General features: G+C 72.8%; 21 protein-coding genes. 9 read left to right on the top strand and 12 right to left on the bottom strand.

From position 1 onward, the window contains the following. Window positions 1–36: 36 nt before the first annotated feature. Both ACFW01_RS34750 and ACFW01_RS34745 read right to left on the bottom strand, forming a co-directional pair. Window positions 37–1,854 carry an RICIN domain-containing protein gene (locus ACFW01_RS34750; RefSeq protein ID WP_384510369.1) on the bottom strand — a complete coding sequence of 606 codons (1,818 nt, stop codon included), beginning with the start codon at window positions 1,852–1,854 and terminating at the stop codon, window positions 37–39. Window positions 1,855–1,947: 93 nt separating this feature from the next. Beyond that, a complete protein-coding gene (locus tag ACFW01_RS34745; RefSeq protein WP_384510360.1) occupies window positions 1,948–3,747 on the bottom strand; it encodes a beta-galactosidase family protein in 1,800 nt (599 codons plus the stop codon). Between the two features lie 204 nt (window positions 3,748–3,951). Between ACFW01_RS34745 and ACFW01_RS34740 the strand changes: the two genes are divergently transcribed. Further along, window positions 3,952–4,983, top strand: a complete 1,032-nt coding sequence (locus ACFW01_RS34740) for a LacI family DNA-binding transcriptional regulator (protein ID WP_384510357.1) — start codon at window positions 3,952–3,954, stop codon at window positions 4,981–4,983. Here the strand turns inward: ACFW01_RS34740 and ACFW01_RS34735 are convergent. From ACFW01_RS34735 to ACFW01_RS34720, 4 genes are read right to left on the bottom strand one after another with little or no spacing between them, the layout of a single operon-like run. After that, complete coding sequence (locus tag ACFW01_RS34735) at window positions 4,890–6,905, bottom strand: glycogen debranching N-terminal domain-containing protein (RefSeq protein ID WP_384510354.1); 2,016 nt, start codon at window positions 6,903–6,905, stop codon at window positions 4,890–4,892. The two genes, ACFW01_RS34740 and ACFW01_RS34735, sit on opposite strands and share 94 nt — an antisense overlap. Next, window positions 6,902–8,308, bottom strand: coding sequence for a trehalase family glycosidase (locus ACFW01_RS34730; protein WP_384510351.1), 1,407 nt, complete (start codon window positions 8,306–8,308; stop codon window positions 6,902–6,904). The genes ACFW01_RS34735 and ACFW01_RS34730 overlap by 4 nt, the downstream gene beginning before the upstream one ends. Next, window positions 8,305–9,105, bottom strand: a complete 801-nt coding sequence (locus ACFW01_RS34725; protein WP_234959891.1) for a sugar phosphate isomerase/epimerase family protein — start codon at window positions 9,103–9,105, stop codon at window positions 8,305–8,307. The genes ACFW01_RS34730 and ACFW01_RS34725 overlap by 4 nt, the downstream gene beginning before the upstream one ends. A 41-nt stretch (window positions 9,106–9,146) precedes the next feature. Further along, window positions 9,147–10,193, bottom strand: coding sequence for a zinc-binding alcohol dehydrogenase (locus ACFW01_RS34720; protein ID WP_384510366.1), 1,047 nt, complete (start codon window positions 10,191–10,193; stop codon window positions 9,147–9,149). A gap of 170 nt (window positions 10,194–10,363) precedes the next feature. Between ACFW01_RS34720 and ACFW01_RS34715 the strand changes: the two genes are divergently transcribed. The 5 genes from ACFW01_RS34715 to ACFW01_RS34695 are packed head-to-tail and all read left to right on the top strand — an operon-like array spanning window position 10,364 to window position 15,859. Next, complete coding sequence (locus ACFW01_RS34715) at window positions 10,364–11,767, top strand: ABC transporter substrate-binding protein (RefSeq protein ID WP_384510347.1); 1,404 nt, start codon at window positions 10,364–10,366, stop codon at window positions 11,765–11,767. A 30-nt stretch (window positions 11,768–11,797) separates the two neighbouring features. Next, entirely contained in the window at window positions 11,798–12,817 is a 1,020-nt protein-coding gene (locus ACFW01_RS34710; protein WP_384510344.1) for a carbohydrate ABC transporter permease, read from the top strand. Continuing rightward, window positions 12,814–13,698: a carbohydrate ABC transporter permease gene (locus ACFW01_RS34705; protein ID WP_384510341.1), complete on the top strand. Its 885-nt coding sequence runs from the start codon at window positions 12,814–12,816 to the stop codon at window positions 13,696–13,698. The genes ACFW01_RS34710 and ACFW01_RS34705 overlap by 4 nt, the downstream gene beginning before the upstream one ends. Window positions 13,699–13,716: 18 nt before the next feature. Further along, on the top strand, window positions 13,717–14,916 hold the full coding sequence (locus tag ACFW01_RS34700; protein WP_384510363.1) for an ROK family protein: 1,200 nt from the start codon (window positions 13,717–13,719) through the stop codon (window positions 14,914–14,916). 49 nt (window positions 14,917–14,965) lie between these two features. Continuing rightward, window positions 14,966–15,859 carry a Gfo/Idh/MocA family protein gene (locus ACFW01_RS34695; protein ID WP_384510338.1) on the top strand — a complete coding sequence of 298 codons (894 nt, stop codon included), beginning with the start codon at window positions 14,966–14,968 and terminating at the stop codon, window positions 15,857–15,859. Window positions 15,860–15,887: 28 nt separating this feature from the next. Here the strand turns inward: ACFW01_RS34695 and ACFW01_RS34690 are convergent, their stop codons facing one another. Together ACFW01_RS34690 and ACFW01_RS34685 are read right to left on the bottom strand one after the other, a co-directional pair. Next, the gene (locus ACFW01_RS34690) at window positions 15,888–16,295 is read right to left on the bottom strand and encodes a Rid family hydrolase (RefSeq protein ID WP_234959886.1); all 408 of its coding nucleotides are present in this window, start codon (window positions 16,293–16,295) and stop codon (window positions 15,888–15,890) included. A 118-nt stretch (window positions 16,296–16,413) separates the two neighbouring features. Next, complete coding sequence (locus tag ACFW01_RS34685; protein WP_234959885.1) at window positions 16,414–16,881, bottom strand: GtrA family protein; 468 nt, start codon at window positions 16,879–16,881, stop codon at window positions 16,414–16,416. Window positions 16,882–17,075: 194 nt separating this feature from the next. Here ACFW01_RS34685 and ACFW01_RS34680 point away from each other — a divergent pair, with 194 nt between their 5' ends. Further along, window positions 17,076–17,651, top strand: coding sequence for a tellurite resistance TerB family protein (locus ACFW01_RS34680; RefSeq protein WP_234959952.1), 576 nt, complete (start codon window positions 17,076–17,078; stop codon window positions 17,649–17,651). An 89-nt stretch (window positions 17,652–17,740) separates the two neighbouring features. Continuing rightward, a complete protein-coding gene (locus ACFW01_RS34675) occupies window positions 17,741–18,664 on the top strand; it encodes an aminoglycoside phosphotransferase family protein (protein ID WP_384510333.1) in 924 nt (307 codons plus the stop codon). Here the strand turns inward: ACFW01_RS34675 and ACFW01_RS34670 are convergent. Beyond that, the gene (locus tag ACFW01_RS34670; protein WP_384510330.1) at window positions 18,661–20,124 is read right to left on the bottom strand and encodes an alpha/beta hydrolase family protein; all 1,464 of its coding nucleotides are present in this window, start codon (window positions 20,122–20,124) and stop codon (window positions 18,661–18,663) included. The two genes, ACFW01_RS34675 and ACFW01_RS34670, sit on opposite strands and share 4 nt — an antisense overlap. A gap of 266 nt (window positions 20,125–20,390) precedes the next feature. Here ACFW01_RS34670 and ACFW01_RS34665 point away from each other — a divergent pair, with 266 nt between their 5' ends. Then, complete coding sequence (locus ACFW01_RS34665) at window positions 20,391–21,608, top strand: alginate lyase family protein (protein ID WP_384510327.1); 1,218 nt, start codon at window positions 20,391–20,393, stop codon at window positions 21,606–21,608. Window positions 21,609–21,630: 22 nt separating this feature from the next. Here ACFW01_RS34665 and paaE read toward each other — a convergent pair whose 3' ends face one another. The 3 genes from paaE to paaC are packed head-to-tail and all read right to left on the bottom strand — an operon-like array spanning window position 21,631 to window position 24,067. Further along, window positions 21,631–22,737, bottom strand: a complete 1,107-nt coding sequence (paaE, locus tag ACFW01_RS34660) for a 1,2-phenylacetyl-CoA epoxidase subunit PaaE (protein WP_234959881.1) — start codon at window positions 22,735–22,737, stop codon at window positions 21,631–21,633. Continuing rightward, window positions 22,737–23,246 (bottom strand): 1,2-phenylacetyl-CoA epoxidase subunit PaaD, encoded by a 510-nt coding sequence (paaD, locus tag ACFW01_RS34655; RefSeq protein ID WP_234959880.1) that lies wholly within the window; start codon window positions 23,244–23,246, stop codon window positions 22,737–22,739. The genes paaE and paaD overlap by 1 nt, the downstream gene beginning before the upstream one ends. Then, window positions 23,240–24,067 carry a 1,2-phenylacetyl-CoA epoxidase subunit PaaC gene (gene paaC, locus ACFW01_RS34650; RefSeq protein WP_384510323.1) on the bottom strand — a complete coding sequence of 276 codons (828 nt, stop codon included), beginning with the start codon at window positions 24,065–24,067 and terminating at the stop codon, window positions 23,240–23,242. The genes paaD and paaC overlap by 7 nt, the downstream gene beginning before the upstream one ends. Window positions 24,068–24,069: the final 2 nt, after the last annotated feature.

The raw sequence follows: 24,069 nt of genomic DNA, 5'->3' as shown, positions 1-24,069 counted from the left end.
CCGCACGTGTCCCGGCCCGGCGCTCACCCCGTCACGTCAGCCGGCGCGCCCGGTCGGCGTGAGGGTCAGCGTCTGCTCCCCGGGGCCGCGCCGGCCGCCGACGCGGTCGCCGGTGCTGTCGGTCCAGGAGCGGACGGGCGTGGTCTCGGCGCGCCGGTGGGGGTTGCCGGAGACGCCGATCACCAGGCCGCTGTAGCGGTTGACCAGCCGGTACGTGCCGTCGGCGGTGGAGTCGGCGGAGGTACCGGGGATGATGAACCACTGCTGTCCGACGGAGGGTCCGCCGCTGCCGGGCCGGGTGACGGTGGGCTTGGTGCCCCATGCCCGGCCGGCCGTGGTGCTGGAGTCGACGCCGAGCAGCCCGCCGGTCGCGGCGTTGGCGATGCGGTAGGAGCCGTCGCCGTTGCCGGTGAAGACCCACTCCGCCAGTCCGGACGGCTTCGCACCGCGCACCGACGTGGTGGCGGAGCCGTGCGCCGTCCGCTGGGCGAGGGCCCGGCCGTCCGCCCCGGTGATCCGGTACGTCTTGTCCACGTCGACCGGTGCCGCCGGGTCGGAGGTGCCGATCGAGATGTCGACGTACTCGCCGGCCTTGCCGTCCGAGCAGCCGAAGGAGCAGTACGAGCGGAACGACTTGCCGACGATGCCGGAGCCGGTCCGGTTCACACCGTCGAGGAACCAGCGGTACCAGGACGCGTTGGTGTGGTCGCCGGTGTCGCCGATCGGGAACCACTTCTGCGTGGCGAGGTCGTCGGTGGCGTAGAACTGCTGCGGGGCGTCGCCGCTCTGGTCGACCGCCTGGGGTTCACCCACGTACAGGCCCAGGTGGGCGTTGTAGGTGACGTCCATGACGAACAGGGGCGAGGTCGGGGGCATCTCGCCCGCCGCCACCTGCTCGTCGACCTTGCCGGGAGTGGCCGGGTCGTACTCGTCCGCCACGGGCGTGTAACCGGTGTCCCCGGAGCCGCCGACCGGCACCATGTTGCTCTCGCGGCCCCCGACGCCGGGCTCGGACCAGGCGCCGTCGTACCACTTCTGCCAGGTGCCGGGCGCCATCTTGCCGGACATCGGCGCGCGGGCCACGTGGGCGTGGAACGCCTTCCAGCTGCCGCCCTTGTCCACGATCCGCGAGCCGTAGTAGACGTAGAAGTACCCGGAGGCGGTGTCGGCGAACAGGCGGGGGTCGCCGTCGCCGTAGTGGTAGGTCTGCTCCGGGAACGCCTCGGTGTCACCGCGCTCCGTGCTGTACGGCGAGGTGATGACGTGGTCCTCGACGGACCAGGTCCGGCCCTGGTCGCGGGAGACCGCGTAGTCGATGCCGTCGTAGTGGAGGCCGTCGGCGAAGGGCTGCGGGGTGAACTCGTTGTGCACCAGGCCGTACCAGTCGCCGGTGTCCGGGTCCACCCACACACCGGCCAGGTCGCAGTAGTTCTTCTGCGCGTAGTGCGAGCCGGCGGGCGGGAAGGTGGACTCCTTGCCGGTCGGGCTGTTGTTGCACCGCCAGGTGGTGTCGTCGTTGCGGTCCCTGGGCTCGCCGGGGTCGACGGCGTCGCTGATCGCGGACCGTTCGGCGGTGTCGAAGTCGGTGCCGGTGTAGAAGCTCCAGGCGCGGCTGTCCTCGGCGCCGTACAGCGCGTGGGCCTGCTGGTAGTAGAAGGTGCCGTCCTTGTCGATGTAGGTGGCGGCCGGGGTGTCGTCGGGCCGGGTCCAGGAGCCCTTGTCCCCGACGGTGACGATGTAGGTGGTGCCGGGGCCGGACGCGGCCGCGGGCGGGGACCCGAGCGAGGCGCCGCCGGCGAGGGCGAGCGCGGTGGCGACGGCCGCGAGGGCGAGTCTGCTTCGGGGAGCGGTCAACCGTGACACGGGTACTCCTCAACTCGTTTTGCTACCAGTGGGGGTTGGTGAAGCGATTGCGGTGTGCGGGCCGGTGAGCGGGGGCGGGTTCGGTCAGTCAAAGGTCTCGACGTACTCCTCGGCCGGTCCGAGGTCGGGGCGGTCCACGAGGGCGATGTGGTCGCCGAGGCGTTCCAGCTCCAGGACGGTGAGGGTGTTGGGGCCCGGGCGGAGGAGGGGCCGGGGCAGGTAGAGGGTGGTCTGGGGGCCCGCCTCCCAGTACCGCCCGAGCAGCATGTCGCCGACCCAGACGAAGCCCTTGGCGAATCCGGGCAGGGCGAGGAAGGTGTCGGCGGGTTCGGGGACGTCCAGCACGGCGGTGGCGAACCCGGCCGTGGAGCCGGGCCCGGCGGCCGACGTGGCGCGGGCGATGTCGTGCGGCGACCACTCGTCCAGCGGGAGCGGGTGCATGGTCCAGCCGTGCACGAGCCGGCGCTCGACCCGTACGCCGCCGAGGATGCCCTTGCCCTGGCCGAGGAGCGGCCCGTAGTTGATCCGCCCCTGGTTCTCCACCAGCAGCTCCAGCCGGACGCGCGCACCGGTGCCGGTGAGGGGGAAGGCGGCGGTCTCGCGGTCGAGTACGGCGACGGGCACGCCGTCGGCGAACACCTGGGCCCGGTCGTGCAGTCCGGTCACGGTCACCTCGTGGCGGCCGGCGGGCAGCAGTGGGTGGGCCGTGTAGAGCACGAGGCCGGCGGACTGGCCGAGTTCGTCGAAGCCGAGCGGCACGGGCGCGTGCACGGGCTCGGCGGCGGCGCGCACTCCGTCCAGCAGGGCGGCCCGCCGGGTCACGGGCAGCGTCGCGGGCGGCAGCAGGGGCGGGTCGGCGGGCAGGGGCCGCAGGCGCTCCAGGACGCCGGGCACGGTGGCGAACCTCTCCCGCAGTGCGTGGAACTTGGGGGTGAGCGCGCCGTGTTCGGACACCGGGGCGTCCGAGTCGTAACTGGTGACCGTGGGTTGCAGGGAGTCCCCGTCGTGGTTGGCGCCGGCCCACAGGCCGAAGTTGGTGCCGCCGTGCGCCATGTAGAGGCTGACCGAGCCGCCCGCGTCGAGGATGTCCCCGACGTCCCGGGCGGCGCTGTCCGAGGACCGCACGTGGTGTTTCTCGCCCCAGTGGTCGAACCAGCCGTTCCAGAACTCGGCGCAGAAGAAGGGCTCACCGGGCCGGCGTGCGCGCAGGAGTGCCGCCGCCTCCTCTGGCCGGGAGCCGAAGGTGGCGGCCGCCAGTTCGCCGGGGACGCTCCCGCCGTCGTGCATGAGCGGCGTGGGGCCGTCGGCGGTGTAGAGCAGTTCGGTGATGCCGCGGTCGGTCAGGGCGTCCCGCACCCAGCGGACGTAGTCGTGGTCGTCGCCGTAGCTGCCGTACTCGTTCTCGATCTGGACGGCGACGACCGGTCCGCCGTGTACGGCCTGGAGTTCGGCCAGGCGCGGGACGAGCGCGTCGAACCAGCGGCCGACCGCTTCCAGGTAGGGGCCGTGGCTGGTGCGCAGCCGCATGCCGGGGGTGCCGGTGAGCCAGGCCGGCAACCCGCCGTTGTCCCACTCGGCGCAGATGTAGGGACCGGGCCGCACCATCACGTCGAGGCCGGTCCGCTGGGCCAGCCGGGCGAAGCGCGCGATGTCCCGCCAGCCGTCGAAGTCGGCCTCGCCGGGGCGGCGTTCGTGGAAGTTCCACGGGACGTAGGTGTCCACGGTGTTGAGCCCGAGGGCCGCCAGCCGGTCCAGGCGGTCGGCCCACTGCTCCGGGTGGACGCGGAAGTAGTGCAGCGAGCCGGACAGGATGCGGTGCGGGCGGCCGGCGCGCAGGAACGTGCCGTCGGCGTGGGTGAGTATGGGCGTGCGCGGGAGGGTCACTCGACGGCTCCGGAAGTCGTGCCGGTCCCGCCCCGGTTGTTATCGATCCCTGGGCGGAGGCGGGTGCTGTCCCGCTTGACTATGGCAGACAATGTTATCGATGCCAACAAGTTGGGACGAGCACGGCCCAGGGCCCGGGAAACACCAGGTGACAGCTCATGTCAGCGATACCATCGGCCAGGAGGGCACCCGAGGAAGGACCGCATGACGAAGCAACAGGGCGACGGTGGGCGACGGCCGCCGGGGATGACCGACGTGGCCCGCGCCGCCGGGGTGTCCGCGCAGACGGTGTCGCGGGTGCTCTCGGGCCATCCGCACGTGCGGGAGAAGACGCGGGCCGACGTCATGGCCGCGGTGGCCAGGCTCGGGTACCGGCGCAACAACGCGGCCCGCATGCTCTCCTCCGGGCGCAGCCGCACGATCGGCGTGGTGACCCTCCGCACCACCTTCTACTCACGCGCCCTGGTCACCTCGGGCATCGAGGGCGCCGCACAGGCCGCCGGATACACGGTGAGCACCGCGACCACCGCCTCGCTGGACACGTCCGCCATCGAGGACGCACTGTCCCGGCTCACCGACCAGGGCGTGGAGGGCATCATCCTGTCGGTGCCGCTGATCCACACCAGCCCGCGGCTCGAAGAGCTGACCCGTGCCACCCCCACGCTCACCATCGACGGCTCCCGCACCGACGCCACCGAGGTAGTCGCCGTGGACCAGTCGCTGGCGGCCCGGCTGGCCACCCGGCATCTGCTGGACCTCGGCCACGAGACGGTCTGGCACCTCGCGGGCCCGGAGCAGTGGCTGGAGGCCGCCAGCAGACGGGAGGGCTGGCGGACCACGCTGGAGGCCGCCGGGCGCGCGGTGCCCCCGCCCCTGGAGGGCGACTGGTCGCCCGCCTCCGGGTACCGGGGCGGGCTGGTCCTGGGCAGGATCCCGGACGCGACGGCGGTGTTCGTGGCGAGCGACGAGATGGCGTTCGGCGTCGTCCGGGCCCTGCGCGAACTGGGGCGGCGCGTCCCGGAGGACATCTCCGTGGTGGGCGTCGACGACATCGAGCTGGCGGAGTACTGCTCACCGCCCCTGACCACCGTCGCCCAGCCCTTCGCGCAGATGGGCGAACTCGCCGTCGCCCACCTGCTGCGCTACATCGCCGCCCCCGAGACGGTGCCCGAACCCGCGTCAGTGGAGCCGCGCCTCGTCGTCCGCGCGAGCACGGCGGCGCCCGTCAGGGACTGAGCCGCCCCCCCCAGCGCCGTCCGCAGGGCCAGCGGGGTGGCCGCCGCCCAGGCCTGCGGGGAGCAGGAGTGGGGGTACGGGACCGGTGCGGGGGTCGCGGAGCGGTCGTAGCCGGCCAGGACCTCGGGGAGCCGGTGGCCGTGGTGGGACGCCGCCGCGATCAGGCCGTCGGCGACGGTGCGCACCTCGTCCGCGAGTCCCTGGCGGGCCAGGCCCAGCGCGACGACCGCGTTGTCGTGCGGCCAGGCGCTGCCCCGGTGGTAGGAGAGCGGGTGGTACGGGCGCTGTCCGGCGGCCAGGGTGCGGATGGCCCAGCCGGAGAAGAAGTCCGGCTCCAGCAGCCGTTTGCCCACCCGGCGGGCGCGGTCCTCGTCGAGGATGCCGGACCACAGCAGATGCCCGGCGTCCGAGGCCAGCGCGTCGACCTGGCGGCCGTCGCCGTCCAGGGCGAGGGCCGGGAAGCCGGCCCCGGGCATCCAGAAGTCCGCCGTGAAGCGGGCGCGCAGCCCCGCGGCGGTCTCGCGCAGGCGGCGCGCGTAGGGTTCGTCGCCCCAGACGCCGGCGGCGAGTTCGGCGGTGCGCAGGAGCGCGTCGTAGGCGTAGCCCTGTGCCTCCGAGACCGCGATCGGTCCCTCGGCCTGGGTTCCGTCGGCGAAGCAGACGGCGCCCTCGGAGTCCTTCCAGTTCTGGTTGACCAGACCGTTCGGGTCGGGGGTGTAGACGAGGTAGCCGTGCCGTTCGAGGCCGCCGTCGGTGAGCATCCAGTCGACGGCCCGCCGGGCGTGCCGCTCCAGGCGGACGGCGAGGGTGCGGTCCCCGGTCGTCTCGTGGTGGGCGTGGAGCAGCACGAGGAAGAGCGGGGTGGCGTCGACGGCGCCGTAGTAGCGGCCGTACGGGACCTGCCGGAAGTGGGCGAGTTCGCCGTGCCGGGTCTCGTGGACGATGCGTCCGGGCTGCTCGCCGCTGAAGGGGTCGTGGCGCTCGCCCTGGACGGCGGCGAGCGCACTCAGTACGGCTGCCGCCGTCGCGGGCCGGTACGGCAGCAGGAAGTACGAGGTCAGCAGCGAGTCGCGCCCGAACAGGGTCATGAACCACGGGATGCCCGCGGCGGGAACGCGCAGGTGCTCGCCGTCGACGCCGGTGACCGGGATGGTCAGCAGGTCGAGATCGGCCAGTCCGCGTTCACAGGTGCGGGTGAGGTTGTCCGTCGCCGGCGTGTGGCCGTGCGGGTGCCGTTGGCCGGTGACGGGGGTGGAGGAGGTCGGCGCGGTGTGTCCGTGCGGGTGGGCGCGGGCGGTCAGCCGCACCTCCGCCCGTCCGTGCGCGTCGAGCGGCAGCCGCCAGGACAGGGTCCGGACGGTGGCGTCCCCTTGCGGCTCGGCCAATCCGGCCGTCTCCGGGGCGGGGCGGCAGGTGAGTTCCGTACGGGCGTGCCATGCGGCCCGCCGGTAGGTGAAGACCGGCCCGTCGGCGCCGTCGTGGGTCTCGTACTCGGCGCCGGGCTTGGCGTAGTGGCGGTCGTCGGCGCGGAGTTCGAAGAGGTCGGCGAAGTCGGCGCCGACGGTCAGCTCGACGTGGGCGGTCACGGGATCGGGGCGGTTGCTGACCAGGGTCAGGTGCTCGGTGAACGCGCCCGCGGTGACGCTCTGCCGCCGGAAGACGGTGTAGGCGGGCGGGTGGTCCCGGGTGCCCTCGGGGGTCAGGACGCAGGCGGCCGTGGAGTCGCCGTCCGCCGTGGCGGGCACCAGGACGACGGGCGCGGTGCCGTCGACGGTGAGCCGCCAGCGGCTCAGGTGCCGGGCGTCCTGGAAGAACAGGCCGTCCGGGGCCGTGCCGCGGGTGCCGGTGATCTCGCCGTCGGTGCCGAGCCGTACGAAGGTGGCGTCGCGCACGAGTTGGACGCGGCTTTCGGCCGTGGTCATGACCGGGCCTCCGTCAGATCGTGTCCCGTCGGGTCGGACCCGGTCGGGTGGTCCGCCGCCGGGCCGTTGCTCAGCAGGTCGAGGGTGAGGGCGGCGGTCCAGGAGAAGTGCCGGGTGCCTCGGGCCGCGCCGGTGCCGGGGTCGACGTACTCGGCGAACCCCGAGTCTCCGGCCCGGGCGAGGAAGTCGGCGCGCAGCACGTCGGCGTCCTGCCGCAGGCCGTGGGTGCGCAGTCCCCGCTCGATCAGCCAGGCCGTGTTGAACCAGGCGGGGCCGCGCCAGTACCGGGTGGGGTCGAAGGCGGGGCCGGTCAGGTCGTAGCTCGGCACCAGCCGGGTGGCCGGGGCGCGGAAGTGCGCCCCGGTCAGCGTGGCGTGCAGGCTTCGGACGACGTCCGCGGGCAGGTGCGGGACGAGCAGCGGGACCAGGCCGCTGACGCTCCGCTCGTCGACGTGCGTGCCGGTGTGCAGGTCGCGGACGCGGAACAGTCCGGCCTCCGCGTCCCACAGCCGGTCCACCAGCGCCCGGGTCAGTGCGGCGGCCCGCTCCGTGTGCCGCTCCCCCGGCAGGCCCAGTTCGCGTGCCGTGGCGGCGAGCGCCAGTTCGCTGACGGCCAGCAGCGCGTTGAAGGACGGGTCCTCCACGGCGAACCGGTGGGGTGCCGTCCGGTCGTCGTAGCCGGCCTCCCGGTACTCGGTGGCCAGCCGCACGTAGCGGCCGTAGTCGAGGTCGGTGGGCCGGTCGGCGGGGTGGCCGTGGTCGAGGTCGGCGCGCCGGAAGGTGCCGGGCGGGCTGGGCTCGATCCGCTGGAGCGCCCGGTCCCAGCAGGGGCTGTTGTCCATGCCGGGTTCCCACGGGTGCACGACGGCCGCGAGGCCTCCGCCGCCGAGGTCGCGGCGGTCGAGGAGGTAGTCGTGCCAGGCGGCGAGGCGCGGGTGGACGCGGGCGAGGAAACCGCGGCGGCGGGACTCGTCCGGGTCGGCGCGGTGCACCAGCCAGGCCGCCAGCGCGTGCACGGGCGGCTGGACGATGCCCGAGGTCTCGGCGGCCGACGGTGCGCCCGCGGCGCGGCCGGCCCGGGAGGACTGCCAGAAGTCGGGGCTGGGGAAGTAGGCGCCGTGCGGCAGGGCCGGGTTGAAGACGATGTGCGGGACGCGGCCGTCCGCCCACTGCGCGGCCAGCAGGGACTCCAGTTCGCGCTGGGCGCGGCGCACCGACAGGTGGCACAGCCCGATGGCGACGAAGGCGGAGTCCCAGCTCCACTGGTGCGGGTAGAGGGTGCGGGAGGGGACGGTGGAGGCGCCGGTCCAGTTGTCGAGGAGGACCCGCGCCGCGCCGCGCCGCAGGGTCAGGTCTGCGGGCGCGGCGGGCGCGGGCCGGTCCAGGAGGTCGGGGGAGTTCACGCGCCGGACCTCGCGAGGAAGCCGGGGACGGAGCGCACGGCGTCCAGGGGGTCGCCGGTCAGCCGGCATTCGAGGGCGAGGTGGCCGTCGTAGCCGATGGTGTGCAGGGCGCCGAGCCAGGCGGGCCAGTCGAGGTGTCCGGCGCCGGGCTGGAAGCGGTTGGAGTCGGAGACCTGGGCGTGGCCGATGACGTCGGCGTGGGCGACGATCGCGGCGGCGGGGTCGGTCTCCTCGATGTTCATGTGGTAGCTGTCGATGCCGATCCGGACCGAGTCGAGGCCGACGGCGCGGATCAGGCCGGCGGCCTGGTCGAGCCGGTTGACCATGTGGTCCTCGTAGCGGTTGAGCGGCTCCAGGAAGAGCGTGACGCCCTCCTTGCGGGCGTGCTCGCCGAGTTCGGTGAGGCCGGCGAGGAGCACCTCGCGGTCCTCCTCCTCGGTGCGCGGCGGCTCGAAGGGCGGCAGCCGGCGGGAGAACATGCCGTACGAGGCGGGGGTCTGGGCGCCCACGCCGCCGATCTCGGCGATGACGGTGAGCTGGGACTTCATCTGGGCGACGGCGTCGCGGCGGACGTCCTCGTCGAAGGCGCCGAGGAAGTGCAGCATGTCGACGCAGACGGTCGGCATCACGACGCCGTCCTGGCGGGCCTGCTTCAGTTCACCGAGGCGGGAGGCGAAGTGGAAGTCTCCCTTGCCGCGCAGTTCGATCGCGTCGTATCCGGCCTGCCGGGCGAAGTCCCACTTGGCCTGGAGGGTGTCCCCGGGCAGCAGCTGTTCCTGGACGGCGGTCTTGAGCATGGGGGGCCTTTCGGGAAATACCGGTCGCAATGGAGCGGGTCTCAGAATTCCAGGACGACCTGCAGCGCCTCGGCGGGCCGCTCGTCCAGCAGTACGTAGGCGTCGGCCGCGTCGGCGACGGGGACGACGTGGCTCACCAGGGCGTCGACGTCGACCTGGCCCTCGGCGACCAGGCGCAGGAAGGTCTGCTGGAGGCGTTCGACGGTCCAGCGGTTGGACAACTGCGGCGGGACGCCGCCGATCTGGGAGCAGATCAGCTGGACGCGGTTGTGGTGGAACTCGTCGCCGAGCCGCAGGCCGATGCCGTCGCCCTGGTAGAAGCCGGAGGCGACGACGCGTCCGCCCGCGGCGACCGAGCGCAGCGCCTCGTGCAGGGCCGGGTAGGCGCCGCTGATCTCGATGGCCAGGTCGGCGCCGAGGCCGCCGGTGGCCTCGCGGACGCGTTCGGCGACGGCGTCGGCGCGGGCGTTGAGGGTGTGCTGGGCGCCGTACCGCTTCGCGGCCTCCAGACGGCCGTCGAGGGCGTCCACGGCGGTGACGCGGGCGCCGCTGAGCCGGGCGAGCCGGGTGGTGAGCAGGCCGATGACGCCCTGCCCGAAGACGGCGACGTCCTCGCCGAGGTGGATGTCACCGGCCAGGACGGCGTTGTACGCGATGGCGCCGACCCGTGCGAAGGCGCCGGCCAGCGGTTCGAGGCCGGGAGGGAGGGTGTGGCCGATCATGCGCTCGGCGGGCACGATGCCCTCGCTGCGGTGGCCCCAGATGCCCCACACCAGCTCGCCGGCGACCGGCAGGCCGGGGGTGCCGGCCAGCTCCGGAGAGACCTCGACGACCTCGCCGACCTCGGAGTAGCCCCAGCCGGCCACCGGGTACTCGATGCCGGGCGCGCCGTCGCGGAAGAGCCGCGCCTCGGGGTCCCAGGTCCGGGTCAGATACGGGTTGGTGCCGCGGTAGGCGGTGAGTTCGGTGCCCGCCGAGATACCCGAGTACCGGGTGCGGACCCGCAGGTGGCCGGGCGGCAGTTCGGCCCTGACGTGCTCGGCGACCTCGACCTGGCGGGGGCCGGTGAACTGGACGACCCGCTCCACGGACGGCACGGGCGACGCTGCTGACTTCGGCGACACGGATGACACGGAGGGCTCCGGAAGGGTTGCTGATGCGGTTGCGTCGACAATATCCGCAACTTATGTCTTGTCAACAAGCAAAAGTGATGCTGTGATGCGTGGCGAGCAGACGTAAGCCGGAACGAGGACACTCAATGCGCATCAGGACCCTGCGGTCGAGGACGACCGCGGTCGGCGTCACGGCGGCCCTGGGAGTGGGGCTGCTCTCGGGCTGCGCGGGCAGCACCGGGCCCGGCAAGCCGGACCGTGAGATCACGGTCTGGTCCCAGGAGAACCTCCCCGACCGGGTCGCGGCGACGCGGAAGGTCGTCGACGGGTTCGAGAAGAAGACCGGCATCAAGGTCAAACTCGTCGGGGTCGACGAGGCCCAGATGCCGCAGCTGATCATGTCGGCGGCGGCCTCGGGCACGCTGCCCGACGTCATCGGCGCCGCCCCCATGGGCCAGGTCTGGCAGATGTACACCAACGGCCTGCTGAACACCGACATCCCGAAGCGGATCGTCGGCGAACTCGGCCGGGACACGTTCAACGCCAACGCGCTGGAGCTGACCTCCGACGGCGCCACCAGCCTCGGTGTGCCCTCCGACGCCTGGCTCCAGTTGCTGGTCTACCGCAAGGACCAGTTGGCGCAGAAGGGCCTGCCGGCGCCCGACGACTACGCGAAGACGCTGGCCGCCGCCAAGGCGCTGACCACCAGGGGCCATGACGGCATCTCGGCGGCCACCGACCCCAGTGACGTCTTCACCTCGCAGAGCTTCGAGAGCATCGCCCTCGCCAACGACTGCCAACTGGTCGACGACCGGCACGAGGTCGCCCTCGACTCCCCGCAGTGCCAGACCGCCTTCCGCACCTACGACCGGCTGGCCCGCACCTACGGGGCGCCCGGCACCCAGACCGTGGACTCCACCCGGGCCACCTACTTCGCCGGGCGCTCCTCGATGGTCGTCTGGTCCTCGTTCCTGCTCGACGAACTCGCCGGCCTGCGCAAGGACGCCCTCCCGAGCTGTCCCCAGTGCGCGAAGGACCCCCAGTACCTGTCGGACAACAGCGGCATCGTCACCGCGATGAAGGGCCCCGACGCCAAGGAGGCGGCCCAGTTCGGCGAGATCACGTCCTGGGTGACCACCAAGACCGCCGAGACCGCGGCCTCCCGCGAGTTCATCGAGTACATGATGGGCACCGGCTACGAGTCCTGGTTCGGCATGGCGCCCGAGGGCAAGATCCCGGTCCGCAAGGGCACCGCCGACGCCCCGGAGCGCTACCTCGAGTCCTGGCGCCACAGCGAGATCGGCGTCGACACCCGCAAGCCGCTGGACGAGGTCTTCCCCGACAGCCTGCTGGACCAGCTCGCCGACGGGGTCAGCAACATGCGCCGCTGGGGCATCTCCCAGGGCGAGGGAGCCCTGGTCGGGGCCACCAACGGCGAACTGCCCGTCCCGAAGGCGGTCGGCGCCATGACCAGCGGCCAGAGCTCGCCGTCCGAGGCGGCACGCGACGCCGACGAAGAGGTCGCCGCCCTGAAGAAGTCCTTGCAGTAGCCGCCCGCCTGCACCTCACGAAGGTCCCTCATGACTACAGCTCCAGCCGGCGCACCGCAGCGCCGGGACTCCAGCCCCCGGTCCACCGACCGGTCCGCCCCCTCGGGTCGCCGGCCGATGACCGCCAGCCGGCGGGCCAACCGGGCGGGACTCGCGTTCGTCTCCCCCACCTTCCTCGTCGTCCTCGTGGTGGTCGTGCTGCCCATCGCCTGGACCGTGCTGCTCGCCTTCCAGAAGGCCCGGCTCGTCGACATCCAGGGCATGAGCCTGTTCGGCAACTGGTCCCTGGACAACTTCGCGCAGGTCTTCGACTCGGCCGGCTTCTGGTCCAGCCTGGGCACCACCCTGCTGTACACGGCCGGCTCCACCTTCGGCTCCGTCGTCCTCGGCCTGATCGCCGCGCTCGCGCTGCGCAAGCCGTTCAAGGGACGCGGGCTGCTGCGCGCGGCGATGCTGCTGCCGTACGTCGCGCCCGTCGTCGCCGTGGCCTTCGTCTGGGAGGTCGCGCTCAGTCCGCAGTACGGCGTGGTCAACGACTGGGGCAAGCGGCTGTTCGGCTGGGACGACCCGATCGCCTTCCTCTCCACCCGGGAGTACGAAGTCCACCTGCTGGGCCTGCACTTCGACATCCCGCTGGCGCTGCTGACCGTCATCGTCTTCGAGTGCTGGCGCTACTTCCCGTTCGCGTTCCTGTTCATCCTGGCGCGGCTGCAGGCGGTGCCCGACACCCTGGAGGAGGCGGCGCTGGTCGACGGGGCCACCCCGACCCAGCGGTTCCGGCACGTGCTGCTGCCCCAGCTGATGCCGGTCATCGCGCTGCTGTGCGTCCTGCGGTTCATCATGACGTTCAACAAGTTCGACGACGTGTACCTGCTCACCGGCGGCGGCGCCGGCACCGACGTGGCCGCCGTGCGCGTCTACGACTTCCTCACCGCCCGCTACGACGTGGGAGCCGCGGCCGCCCAGGCGCTCGTCCTGGCCGTCTCGCTGATGATCCTGCTGGGCTTCTACTTCAAGTTCTTCGGCAACAAGGTCCAGGAGGAAGCGTGACGCGCAAGGCGGCCCTGTCCCGGGCCCAGTTCGAGGAGCGGTTCATCGGCGTGCTGCGCTGGTTCGTCATCGCGTTCCTCGCGGTGATCACCCTGCTGCCGTTCTACTACATGGTGCTGCTGTCGCTGAAGCCCATCGACGCGCTCCTGCTCGACCCCGGATCCCTGTGGATCTCGGCGAAGGACTTCACCCTCGCCACCTACCAGGACGTGCTGCGCTCCACCTCCGACGGCGGCCAGGGCTTCCTGAAGTTCCTGCGCAACTCCGCCCTGGTCTCCCTCGGCACGGTGGTGCTCACCCTCGTGGCGGCGGTGCCCGGCGCCTACGCGGTGAGCCGGCTGAAGTTCTTCGGCCACCGGCAGGTCAGCGCGCTGTTCCTGGCGGTCTACCTCTTCCCTGCGACGCTGCTGGCCGTCCCGCTCTTCGTCATCTTCGCCCGGATCGGCCTCTCCTCCAGCCTGGTCGGCCTCGCCATCGTCTACGTCGCCCAGACGGTGCCGGTGTCGATCTACATGCTGAAGAACTACCTCGTCACCATCCCGGCCTCGATCGAGGAGGCGGCCGCGCTCGACGGGTGCTCCCGGCTGCAGACCGTCCGCAAGGTGATCCTGCCGCTCGCCCTGCCCTCCCTGATGGCGACCGGCCTCTACGTCTTCATGATCGCCTGGAACGAGTTCCTGTTCGCGCTGCTGTTCCTCGCCGCCGACCCCGGCCAGTGGACCGTCTCCCTGGGACTGGCCCAGCTGTCCAACGGCATCGAGGTGCCCAAGACCGTCCTGATGGCCGGTTCCGTGGTGCTGACGATCCCCGTGGTACTTCTGTTCTTCGCCGCCGAACGCCTCCTCACCGAGGGGCTGACCAGCGGCGCCGACAAGAGCTGAGCCGTGGGGGACTCCATGATGACGTCAAGTCAGGCCAGCGCGGGTGCGCTGCTGCAGCTGATCCGCAGCGGCCGCGCCAACACCCGCGCCGACCTCCAGCAGGCGACCGGCCTGTCCCGCTCCACGGTCGGACAGCGCCTCGACCTGCTCAACCGCGCGGGGTGGCTGCGCCACGCCACGGGCAGTTCCACCGGCGGCCGCCCCTCCCACCGGATCGTGTTCGAACCGGGCCACGCCTCGGTGATCGCCTTCGACCTGGAGACCCGGCACGCCCGGGCCGCCGTGCTCGACCTGGCGGGCACCATCCTGGCCGAGCACACCGCTCCGCTGGACGTCGCCGAGGGGCCCGAACACGTCCTGGACCGGCTGGCCGAGTGGTTCCCGGACCTCATCGCGGCGGCCGGGATCCCGGCCTCCCACGTGGCCGGCATCGGACTGTCCGTGCCGGGCCCGGTCGACTGGGAGTCCGGGCAGGTGATCGAGCCGCCGATCATGCCGGGCTGGGACCGGTACCCCATCAGGGAGCGGCTCCAGAAGGCGTACGCCGCGAAGACGGGCCTGGACCCGGCGGCGCACGCGGTGCCGGTGCTCGTGGACAACGACGCCAACCTGATGGCGCTGGCCGAGTACCAGGCCAACCACCGGGACTGCGCCTCGTTCGTCCTGCTGAAGGTGTCCACCGGCATCGGCGCGGGGGTCGTCATCGGGGACAGCCTCTACCGCGGCATCGACGGCGGCGCCGGGGACATCGGGCACATCCGGCTGCACGACCGGTCCGACGCGCTGTGCATGTGCGGCTCCCACGGCTGCCTCGCGGCCGTCGCCAGTGGCCGGGCCATCGCCAGGGAGCTGTCCGCCCTCGGCCTCGAGACCACGTCGGGCCGGGACGTGCGGCGGCTGCTCAACGAGGGGCATCCGGACGCGGTCCGGCTGGCCCGGGAGGCGGGACGGCGGGTGGGCGAGGTCCTGGTGACCGTCGTGACCCTGCTCAACCCCGGAGTGCTCATGATCGCCGGTGAGCTGTCCGGGGTGCCCTTCCTGACCGGGGTGCGGGAGCTGGTCTACCAGCGGGCCATGCCCCGCGCCACGGCCAACCTCCAGGTCGTCACCTCGCGGCTCGGCGACCACGCGGGGCTCGTCGGGGCCGCCGCCATGGTCGTGGAGCACCTCTACTCCCCCGCCGGCGCCGACGCCCGGCTCGACCGCCTCGCACCGTGAGCACACCGCATGGCCACCGTGTGCCGTACCCCGCGAAGACAGGAACACCGTGAACGCTGTCCCCGCCCCCTGGACCGACCGGCCCGTCGAGGTCGGGCTCGTGGGCGCCGGCCCCTGGGCCCGCGCCATGCACGCCCGGGTACTGGCCGCCGGGCCGGAGACCCGGCTCGCCGCGGTCTGGGCCCGCCGCACCGAGGCGGCCCGCGAGGCCGCCGCGCCCTACGCCGCGCATGTCGCCGCCGGTTTCGAGGAGTTGCTGGACCACTGCGAGGCCGTGGCGTTCGCCGTACCGCCCGCCGTCCAGGCCGAGCTGGCGCCACTGGCGGCGAAGCGGGGCAAGGCGCTGCTGCTGGAGAAGCCGCTCGGACCCGACCTGTCCGCGGCCCGCCGCGTCGCCGACGCCGTCGCCGAGGCCGGTGTCGTCTCCCAGCTGGTGCTGACCAAGCGCTACCACCCGGCCACCCGCGCCTTCCTCGAAGCCGCGCGTTCCTTCGAGGCGACCGGCGCCCGCTCCTGTTACCTCCACGGCGCCTTCCTGGGCGGCGAGTTCGCCACCGGCTGGCGTCTGGAACACGGCGCCCTGCTCGACCTCGGCCCGCACCTCCTCGACCTGCTGGACGCCTCGGTCGGCCCCCTCACGTCCATCCGCGCCACCGGCGACCCGCGCCGCTGGACCGAGTTGACCTGCACGCACGAGAACGGCGCCGTCAGCCAGGCCTCTCTGTCCGGCTCGGTGGCCGTCCCCCACGCGCTCACCCGCGTCGAGCTGTTCGGGCCGGACCAGCCGCTGGTCTACGACACGGCGGGCATCGACCACGAGGAGTGCTGGCCGGTCCTGCGCCACGACTTCGCCACCGCGGTCCGCACCGGCACACCGACTCCGGTGGACGCCCGGCGCGGGCTGTACTTGCAGGGGCTGCTGGACCGGGTCACGTACGACTGACCGGACGCATCACCCGTACCGGTCCTTTTCAATCGACGACCGCCGTGGCCTCCACCTCGACCAGGTGCTCGGGCATGTCCAGCGCCGCGACGCCCAGCAGGGTGGCCGGTGCGGCCGGGGTCACGCCCAGTCTGGCGGCGGCCCGGGCGATGCCCTCGAGGAGCAGGGGCATCTTGTCGGGGGTCCAGTCGACGACGTGGACGTTCAGTTTCGCCACGTCGGCGAAGGTGGCGTCGGCCGCGGCGAGGGCGGTGCCGACGTTGACGTAGCACTGCTCGACCTGCGCGGCGAGGTCGCCTTCGCCGACGGTGGCGCCGTCGGCGTCCCAGGCGACCTGCCCGGCGACGAACACCAGCCTCGTGCCGGAGGCGACCGACACCTGCCGGTAGACGTCGATCTCCGGCAGCTCCGCGGGGTTCACCAGCGTGATGGCCATGGCTGCTCTCTCCTTGCCCTTACTCTCCAGTGGTTACTCGGGAACCGTAGGAGAGTGGCCGGTGACATGGAAGAACGCACTTTTTGGTGACCGGGGCACCTGTGGGTGACCCAGCAGGTCAGCGGCGGGCGCGGCCTCGGAAGACGGCGAACCGCAGCACCAGGAAGCGCACCACGGTGACGGCGACGGACGTGGCGGCGAGGACCGCGGTCTCCGCGGCGGGCGAGGCGTCGGGCCGCTCGTGCCGGAACCACAGCACCGCGCCGGACGTCACCAGGTAGCCGAGCACGAAGAGCCCGCCGGCCCCCAGATGGGCGCGGACCGGACCGGCGTCGGCGTGCCGGAACGTCAGGCGCCGGTTGGCCTCGGTGTTGAGCACGGTGAGGACCAGCAGGGAGACCAGGTTGGCGGCGGCCGGGGGCCACCACAGGCGCAGCGCCCAGTACAACGCCGCCTGTCCGGCGGTCGAGACGACGCCGATCGCGACGAACCAGCCGACCTCGCGCGACCACACCGTCCGCCGGGCGGCGGGAACACGGGGCGGTCCGGCGGCCTCGGCGACCGACGACCCCTTCAGCCGAGCCACACCGACGCCTCCACCCGGCCGACCGAAACGGCAACTCCTGGTCGCGCAGCCTACTACGGCACCGGTAGGCTCTTTGCTCTGTCTTTGCCTTCCGGGAACCCCGTGGTCCCGGAGGGCGTTGATCCTGATGACCGCGAGAGATCGCGGCCGGGCACCATGACCGACAAGCAGCAACAGAAGCCGAGGTGGCACGAGTGGCGATGTGGGACAAGATCAAGGACCAGGCCAAGACCTTCCAGCAGTCCCAGGGCACTCGGGGAGCGACCGGATCGGGGCACGGGGCGCAGGGGCACCAGCGGCCCGGCGGGACGGGCTCGTCCTCCGGTGGCTCCAAGGCCCAGCTGATGGGGCTGTTCAAGTCCCAGCTCGCCTCGGTCAAGACCGAACTCAAGAGCGGTTCCTACCGGGACGCGAGCATGGCCATGTGCGCGCTGGTCGCCGCGGCCGACGGCCGGGTGGAGCCGGCGGAGCGGCAGCGCGTGGAGGAGCTGATCGTCTCCAACGAGGTGCTGCAGAACTTCCCGGCGGACCAGCTCCGCCAGCGGTTCAACCAGCACGTGGACAAGCTTCTGGCCAACTTCCAGCTGGGCAGGACCGAGGCGCTCCAGGTGATCGCCAAGGCCGCCAAGAAGCCGCAGGAGGCGCGTGCGGTCGTCCAGACCGGCATGGTGGTGGCCGGGGCCGACGGCGCCTTCGAGCCGTCCGAGCAGCAGGCGATCCGCGAGGCGTGCACCGCGCTCGGCATCTCGCCGACGGAGTTCGGCGTCTGATCACCCGTCGGCCCCGCGACGGCGGGGCTGCCGGCACCCGTCCGGAAAGCGTTTGACGGCCGTCCGCGCCGAAAGGTCGGATGGGTGGAATGAGTTCAGGTCAGATGCATCCGGACGCGTATCCGATCGACGGACCTCTGGTGCGGCGGCTGGTCGACGGGCAGTTCCCGCGCTGGGCGGGGCTGCCCGTCGAGCGCGTTCCGTCCGGTGGCACGGTCAACGCGATGTACCGGCTGGGCGACGACATGGTCGTCCGCCTGCCGCTCGTCAAGGGCGGCGTGGCGGACGTGACGGCCGAACGGCACTGGCTGCCCCGGCTGTCGCCCCTGCTCCCCGCCGCCGTGCCCGAGGTGCTCGGGGCCGGTGAGCCCGCCGAGGGTTACCCGTGGCCCTGGTCGGTGTACCGGTGGCTGCCCGGGGAGATCCCCGAGGCAGGGGCGCTGACCGATCCCGTGGCGCTGGCGGGTGATCTGGCCGGGTTCGTCTCGGCGATGCGGACCGTCTCCCTGCCCGACGCTCCCGGGGCGCACCGCGGCGGCCCGCTCGCCACGCTGGACGCGGCGACGCGGGCCGCCCTCGACGCTCTGCGCGGCCTGCCCGAGGAGGACGTCGACTGCGACGCGCTGGCCGCCGTGTGGCAGGACGCGCTGCGGGCCCCGGCCTGGGACGGGCCGCCCGTCTGGCTGCACGCCGACCTGATGCCCGGCAACCTGCTGGTCGGGGGCGGCAGGCTCACCGCGGTCATCGACTTCGGGTGCGCGGGAGTGGGCGACCCGGCCTGTGACCTCTTCCCGGCGTGGAACCTTCTGCCCACGGGCGCCCGGGAGGTCTTCCGCAAGACGCTCGGCGTCGACGACGCGACCTGGCGGCGCGGCCTGGGGCGGACCCTCTCCCAGGCACTGATCGCGCTGCCGTACTACCGGAAGACCAACCCGGCGATGGCGGGCAACGCCCGCCACGTGATCCGCGCGGTGCTGGCGGAGCGGGGGCAGGTCCCCCGGGGCGCGGCCTAGGGAGCGATCCCCACACCGTCGATCCCGCTCCACGCCCGCTCCTGGGCGGCGGTCATGGCGGGCCAGTGGAGTCCGTCGGGCCGGGGACGCACCCGGGAGGCGTACGGCGCCGGGCGGAAGCCGGGATCGTAGAAGCAGCCCTCGCCGTAGGTCGCGTCGAAGGCGGCGCAAGAGGCCGCGACCGAGCGCGCTCCGGGCTTGCGGCCCGTGCGTGCCCAGGTGTCGAGCGCGGCGATGGAACCGGCGTACTCGGAGTCGCTCAGCGCACTGTGCTCGGACTCCTTCGTGAAGGTCTGGACGAGGTTCCCGCCCCGGCCGGCGCCCCGGAGAGTGGCCCGGTAGGCCGCCTCGTGCTCCACGAACGCCGTGGGGTCGTCGATGGCGTGCAGGGTGAGGACGGGCAGGTCGACGCGGCCGGTGAGGTCGCTGTCGTAGGAGAGGTCACGGCGTGCGGTGGGGTCGGCCGAGAAGCGTTCCACACCCGCGTTGAGCGCCTTGTCGTCGTGCGAACCGGAGTACCGCACACCGCGGTTGCTCCACGGGTTCCGCCCGTCGAGCCGGTTCGACACGATGTCCCGGAACGTGAACGTGGCGAACTTCAGATGCGACTCCAGGGTGCGCTCGGGGATGCGGGTGACGGCGAGGATGTCGTCGAGGTTGCGCTGCTGGAGGGCGGTCCGGTCGGCCGGGTCGGACTGGTGGCCGGTGCACTCCTGGAGACGGGCGGCGAGCCCGGCGCTCGTCATCGTGGAGCCGGGGCGCAGGCCCTGCCACAGCGGGTACTGCGGCTCGGTCGGGCGCGGGTGGTTGTGGCAGTAGTACTGGTAGACGACCCGCAGGTCCACGCGGTAGTCGTAGCCGCGCGAACCGCCGCCGAGGACGCCGTTGGTGAGCAGCACCCCGTCGTACGCGCCGTGCCGCCGGCCGTAGGTCTCCGCGACCTTGGCGGCGACGTTGCCGCCCCATGACTGGCCGTGCAGGTAGGTCCGTTCCGGCCGGCCGAACTCCTCGGTGAACAGGCGGCGTACGTTCTCGGTGTCGGCGGCGGCCATCCGGGCGCCGTAGCCGCCGCGCCGGTAGGCGGACGCGGCCCACGCGTACCCCTCGTCGACCATCACCGCCCAGCGCTCCAGGTCCTCGGTGCTGCGGGCCGGGTCGGAGGTGTCGCCGAGGCCGGGGCCGCCGTGCGCGTGCACGACGAGGGAGCCGTTCCAGTCCTTCGGCACGGCCATCGTGTAGTACGCCCCGTTGCCGTCCCGGCCGGTGTAGCACGAGGCCTTTTCGGCCAGGGCGGGCGGGCAGTCGGCGGCCACCGGCCGGTCGGCCGCCTGCGCGGGGGCGGCCGACACGTTGCCGAGGGTGCCGAGGAGGACGGCCGTGAAGGCGGCCGCCACCACCGCCGGACGGCTTCGGCGGTGCGCGGTCCGGGTGACGGGCGCGGGAGCGTCGGGTCTGGTCAAGGTGCGGCTCCTGTACGTGCTGCGTGCCGGCGCGAAGTTGCGCTGCGAGCCGGGATGCTAGGAATCCGCCGCGGCCGGGGCCACCCCTTCGATCATTGCGTTCATAGTGTTCGCCCCACACCACCGGATCGGCGTCCGCCGGCCGTCCTCCAGGACTCCCTGCGCGGCCCCTTGACGCCCCATTGGTCTCTACCTATCGTCACCGCGCAGTCGAACGTTCAGAACAACACTCAGCGTTCACGTAGACGAACGGATGGACCCCCCACATGTCCTCTGCTTCCACATCCCGCCACCGCAGATCCCGAGCCGTCCTCCTCACGGCCCTCACCGCCGCGCTGGCCGGCACCCTCCTGGCGGGACCCGGCCCGGCCGCTCCCCGCGCGCAGGCCGCACCGGCCGCGTTCACCCACCCCGGAGTCACCGTCTCCGAGGGCCAGCTCGACTTCGCCCGCGCCAAGGTGCAGGCCGGGGCCCAGCCCTGGAAGGGCGCCTTCGACCAGATGATGCGGAGCAGGTACGCCGACCTGAACCGCGTCCCCAAGCCCCGCGCGGTGGTCGAGTGCGGTTCCTACTCGAACCCCAACATCGGCTGCACCGACGAGCGCGAGGACGCGATCGCGGCCTACACCAACGCGCTGACCTGGTACCTGACCCGCGACGAGCGGTACGCGCGCAAGGCGATCGAGCTGATGGACGCGTGGTCCGCGGTGATCCGGGACCACACCAACAGCAACGCCCCGCTCCAGACCGGCTGGGCCGGCTCGTCCTGGCCCAAGGCCGCGGAGATCATCAAGTACACGTACACCGGCTCGTGGGCCAACTCCGGCCGCTTCGCCACCATGCTCCGCGACGTCTACCTGCCCGAGATCATCAACGGCTCCCACTCCAACGGCAACTGGGAGCTGACGATGATGGAGGCCGCCGTCGGCATCTCCGTCTTCCTGGAGGACAAGGCGTCCTACGACAGGGCCATGGCCAAGTTCCGCACCCGCACGGCCGCGTACGTGTACCTGGCCTCCGACGGGGGCCTGCCCAGGACCGTGCCGAGCCAGAACCTCAACACCCGGGACAAGATCGTCAAGTACTGGCAGGGCCAGTCCACCTTCGTCACCGGCCTCACCCAGGAGACCTGCCGGGACTTCACCCACACCGGGTACGGCATCTCGTCCATCGCGCACGTCGCCGAGACCAGCCGGATCCAGGGGCAGGACCTGTACGGCACCGACGTGGGCGAGCGGCTGCGGCACGCGCTCGGCTTCCAGGCCAAGTACGAGCAGGGCGCGGCGGTCCCGGACTGGCTGTGCGGGGGCTCCGTGCACCTGGGCCTAGGCCCGGTCACGGAGGTCGGCTACAACGCCCTGCACAACCGCCTCGGCCACGCCATGGACAACACCCAGGCCCTGACCGAGCGCACCCGCCCGTCCGGATCGAACAACCTCTTCGTCGCCTGGGAGACCCTCACCCACGGCGACAACCCGGCGTGAGGCGGCGCCGGGTGACCGCGGCTCAGCTGTCGTAGTCCACGGTCAGCTTCTCGGAGACCGGGTACGTCTGGCAGGTCAGCACGTACCCGGCGTCGACCTCGGCGTCCTCGAGGGCGTAGTTGCGGCGCATGTCCGCCTTGCCGTCGGTGACCAGGGCGCGGCAGGTGCCGCAGACCCCGCCCTTGCAGGCGAAGGGCAGGTCGGGCCGGGTCTGCTGGGCTCCGTCGAGCAGCGTCCGCTCCCGGGACAGCGAGGCGATGGTGGAGCGGCCGTCCAGGGTGACGGTGACCTCGCTGACGGGTCCCTGCGGGCCGGTCTCCTCGTGGCGGACCTCCCGCACGGGCTCGTCATCGGCGAAGAACAGCTCCCGGTGGACCCGGTCCGCCGGGACGCCGAGGCCGGCCAGGACCTGCTGGGCGTCGGCGACCATGCCCTGCGGGCCGCACAGCCACCAGTGGTCGGCGGCCGCCACGTCCACCAGCGAGCCGATGAGCGCCGAGAGCCGTCCGGCGTCCAGCCGGCCGGAGAGCACCTCGGCCTCGCGGGGTTCGCGGGAGAGCACGTGGGCCAGGTGGAAGCGGGTCGGGTGGAGGTCCTTCAGGTCGGCCAGATCGTCGGCGAACATGACCGTGTCCGTGCGGCGGTTGCCGTAGAACAGGGTGACGGACGACCGGTCGTCGGCGGCCAGCACCGACTCGGCGATGGACACCATGGGCGTGATGCCCGACCCGGCCGCGATCAGCACGTGGTGGCCGGGGACGGTCAGGTCGGGGGTGAACAGCCCGGTGGGCGCCATGACCTCGACGGTGTCGCCGGGCCGCACCTCCTCGACCAGCCACGAGGAGAACACCCCGCCGGGCACCACCCGGACCCCGATGCGCGGCACCGAACCGGCCGGTGCGCAGATCGAGTACGAGCGCCGTTCGTCCCGGCCGTCCACCTCGCGCCGCAGGGTGAGCGACTGGCCGGGCGCGAAGGCGAACTCCCCGGCCAGCTCGTCCGGGATCTCGAAGCTCACGGCCACCGCGTCCGCGCACAGCCGCTCGACGGCTGCCACCCGCAGACGGTGGAAGGCGGGCCGGCGGCGGGCGCGCACCGGCGCTGCCGGGACGGGGGCGGTCGGGGCCATCAGATCTCCTTGACGTACTCGAACGGCTCGCGGCAGGCCCGGCAGCGCCACAGGGCCTTGCAGGACGTGGCGGCGAAGCGGGAGGTCTCCTCGGTGTCCGCCGAGCCGCAGCGGGGACACGGCACCGCCGCCCGGGTGGGTGACAGCACGAGAGGAACCGGGCCGCCACGGGGTGCGGGACCGGGCGGGGCGATGCCGTGCTCGGCTAGCTTGCGGCGGCCGGACTCGGTGATCCAGTCGCTGGTCCAGGGCGGGTCGAGGACCGTGCGGATCTCCACGCGCTCGTATCCGGCGTCCCGCAGCCGGGCGGCGACGTCCGCGCGCATCTCGGCCATGGCCGGGCAGCCCGAGTAGGTGGGGGTCAGGCTCGCCACCACGGTGCCGTCCGCGCCGACCTCGACGCCGCGCAGGACGCCGAGGTCGGCGAGGGTCAGCATGGGCAGCTCGGGGTCCGGCACCCGCTCGGCGACGCGGCGGGCGCGGGCGGTCTCCGGGAGCACGGTCACCATGTCGCCTCCGGGTGGGCGCGGGCGACGCCCTGCAACTCGGTGAGCAGCGGCGCCAGATGCTCGGTGTGCTCGCCGGCACGGCCGGAGCCGGGCAGCGGACGGTACACCGGCAGGGGCAGGCCGGCCGCCTCGGTGACCTGGCGCAGCACGTCGGCGACCTCGTCCCGTACGTCGTACGCCGTGTGCAGCTCGCCGAGGTACGGGGCGACCGCGTCCAGCGCCGCGTGCATCCTGCGCCGCGACTCGTCGGTGCCGTCGCCCAGGCGGACGGCCCACTCGGCGGCGTACTGCCGGTGGTAGGCCAGTTCCTTGACGCCCTTGGCCGCGACCGCCGCGAGGACCGGGTCGGGGTGGTCCACCAGCCGCTGGAAGTGGGCCAGCCGCCAGCTGGAGAGCACCAGCAGCCGCACCACGGCGAACGCGAAGTCGCCGCGCGGGAGTTCGGCCAGGGTCACGTTGCGGAAGTCGCCGGCGTCGCGGAAGTAGGCGAAGGCGTCCTCGTCGCGGCCGGTGCCGTCGACCTGCCCGGCGCGCGCGTACAGCAGGCGGGCCTGGCCGAGGAGGTCGAGGCCGATGTTGGCCAGCGCCACCTCCTCCTCCAGCTCCGGGGCGCGGGTGACCCACTCGGCGAGCCGCTGGGCGCTGATCAGGGCGTCGTCGGCCAGCGCCACGCAGTCCGCGGCCAGTGCGGCGGCGTCGACGCCCTCGGGCACGGTGGTGTCGACGCCGTGCAGCGGGTCCTCGAAGCCGGTGCCGTAGGCCCAGCGGGTGTCGTCCTCGTGCCCCTCGGCCAGGGTGAGGTAGACGTGGTCGTCGCTCATGC

The sequence above is a fragment of the Streptomyces sp. NPDC058985 genome, assembly GCF_042740985.1.
Taxonomy (GTDB): Bacteria; Actinomycetota; Actinomycetes; order Streptomycetales; family Streptomycetaceae; genus Streptomyces.
This window is presented reverse-complemented; position numbering and strand designations above follow the sequence as displayed.

Coding starts and splice junctions, on each gene's coding strand:
- ACFW01_RS34740 (WP_384510357.1), top strand. CDS start 3,952: ATGACGAAGCAACAGGGCGACGGTGGGCGACGGCCGCCGGGGATGACC.
- ACFW01_RS34735 (WP_384510354.1), bottom strand. CDS start 6,905: ATGACCACGGCCGAAAGCCGCGTCCAACTCGTGCGCGACGCCACCTTC.
- ACFW01_RS34725 (WP_234959891.1), bottom strand. CDS start 9,105: ATGCTCAAGACCGCCGTCCAGGAACAGCTGCTGCCCGGGGACACCCTC.
- ACFW01_RS34715 (WP_384510347.1), top strand. CDS start 10,364: ATGCGCATCAGGACCCTGCGGTCGAGGACGACCGCGGTCGGCGTCACG.
- ACFW01_RS34710 (WP_384510344.1), top strand. CDS start 11,798: ATGACTACAGCTCCAGCCGGCGCACCGCAGCGCCGGGACTCCAGCCCC.
- ACFW01_RS34700 (WP_384510363.1), top strand. CDS start 13,717: ATGACGTCAAGTCAGGCCAGCGCGGGTGCGCTGCTGCAGCTGATCCGC.
- ACFW01_RS34690 (WP_234959886.1), bottom strand. CDS start 16,295: ATGGCCATCACGCTGGTGAACCCCGCGGAGCTGCCGGAGATCGACGTC.
- ACFW01_RS34675 (WP_384510333.1), top strand. CDS start 17,741: ATGAGTTCAGGTCAGATGCATCCGGACGCGTATCCGATCGACGGACCT.
- ACFW01_RS34665 (WP_384510327.1), top strand. CDS start 20,391: ATGTCCTCTGCTTCCACATCCCGCCACCGCAGATCCCGAGCCGTCCTC.
- paaE (WP_234959881.1), bottom strand. CDS start 22,737: ATGGCCCCGACCGCCCCCGTCCCGGCAGCGCCGGTGCGCGCCCGCCGC.
- paaD (WP_234959880.1), bottom strand. CDS start 23,246: ATGGTGACCGTGCTCCCGGAGACCGCCCGCGCCCGCCGCGTCGCCGAG.
- paaC (WP_384510323.1), bottom strand. CDS start 24,067: ATGAGCGACGACCACGTCTACCTCACCCTGGCCGAGGGGCACGAGGAC.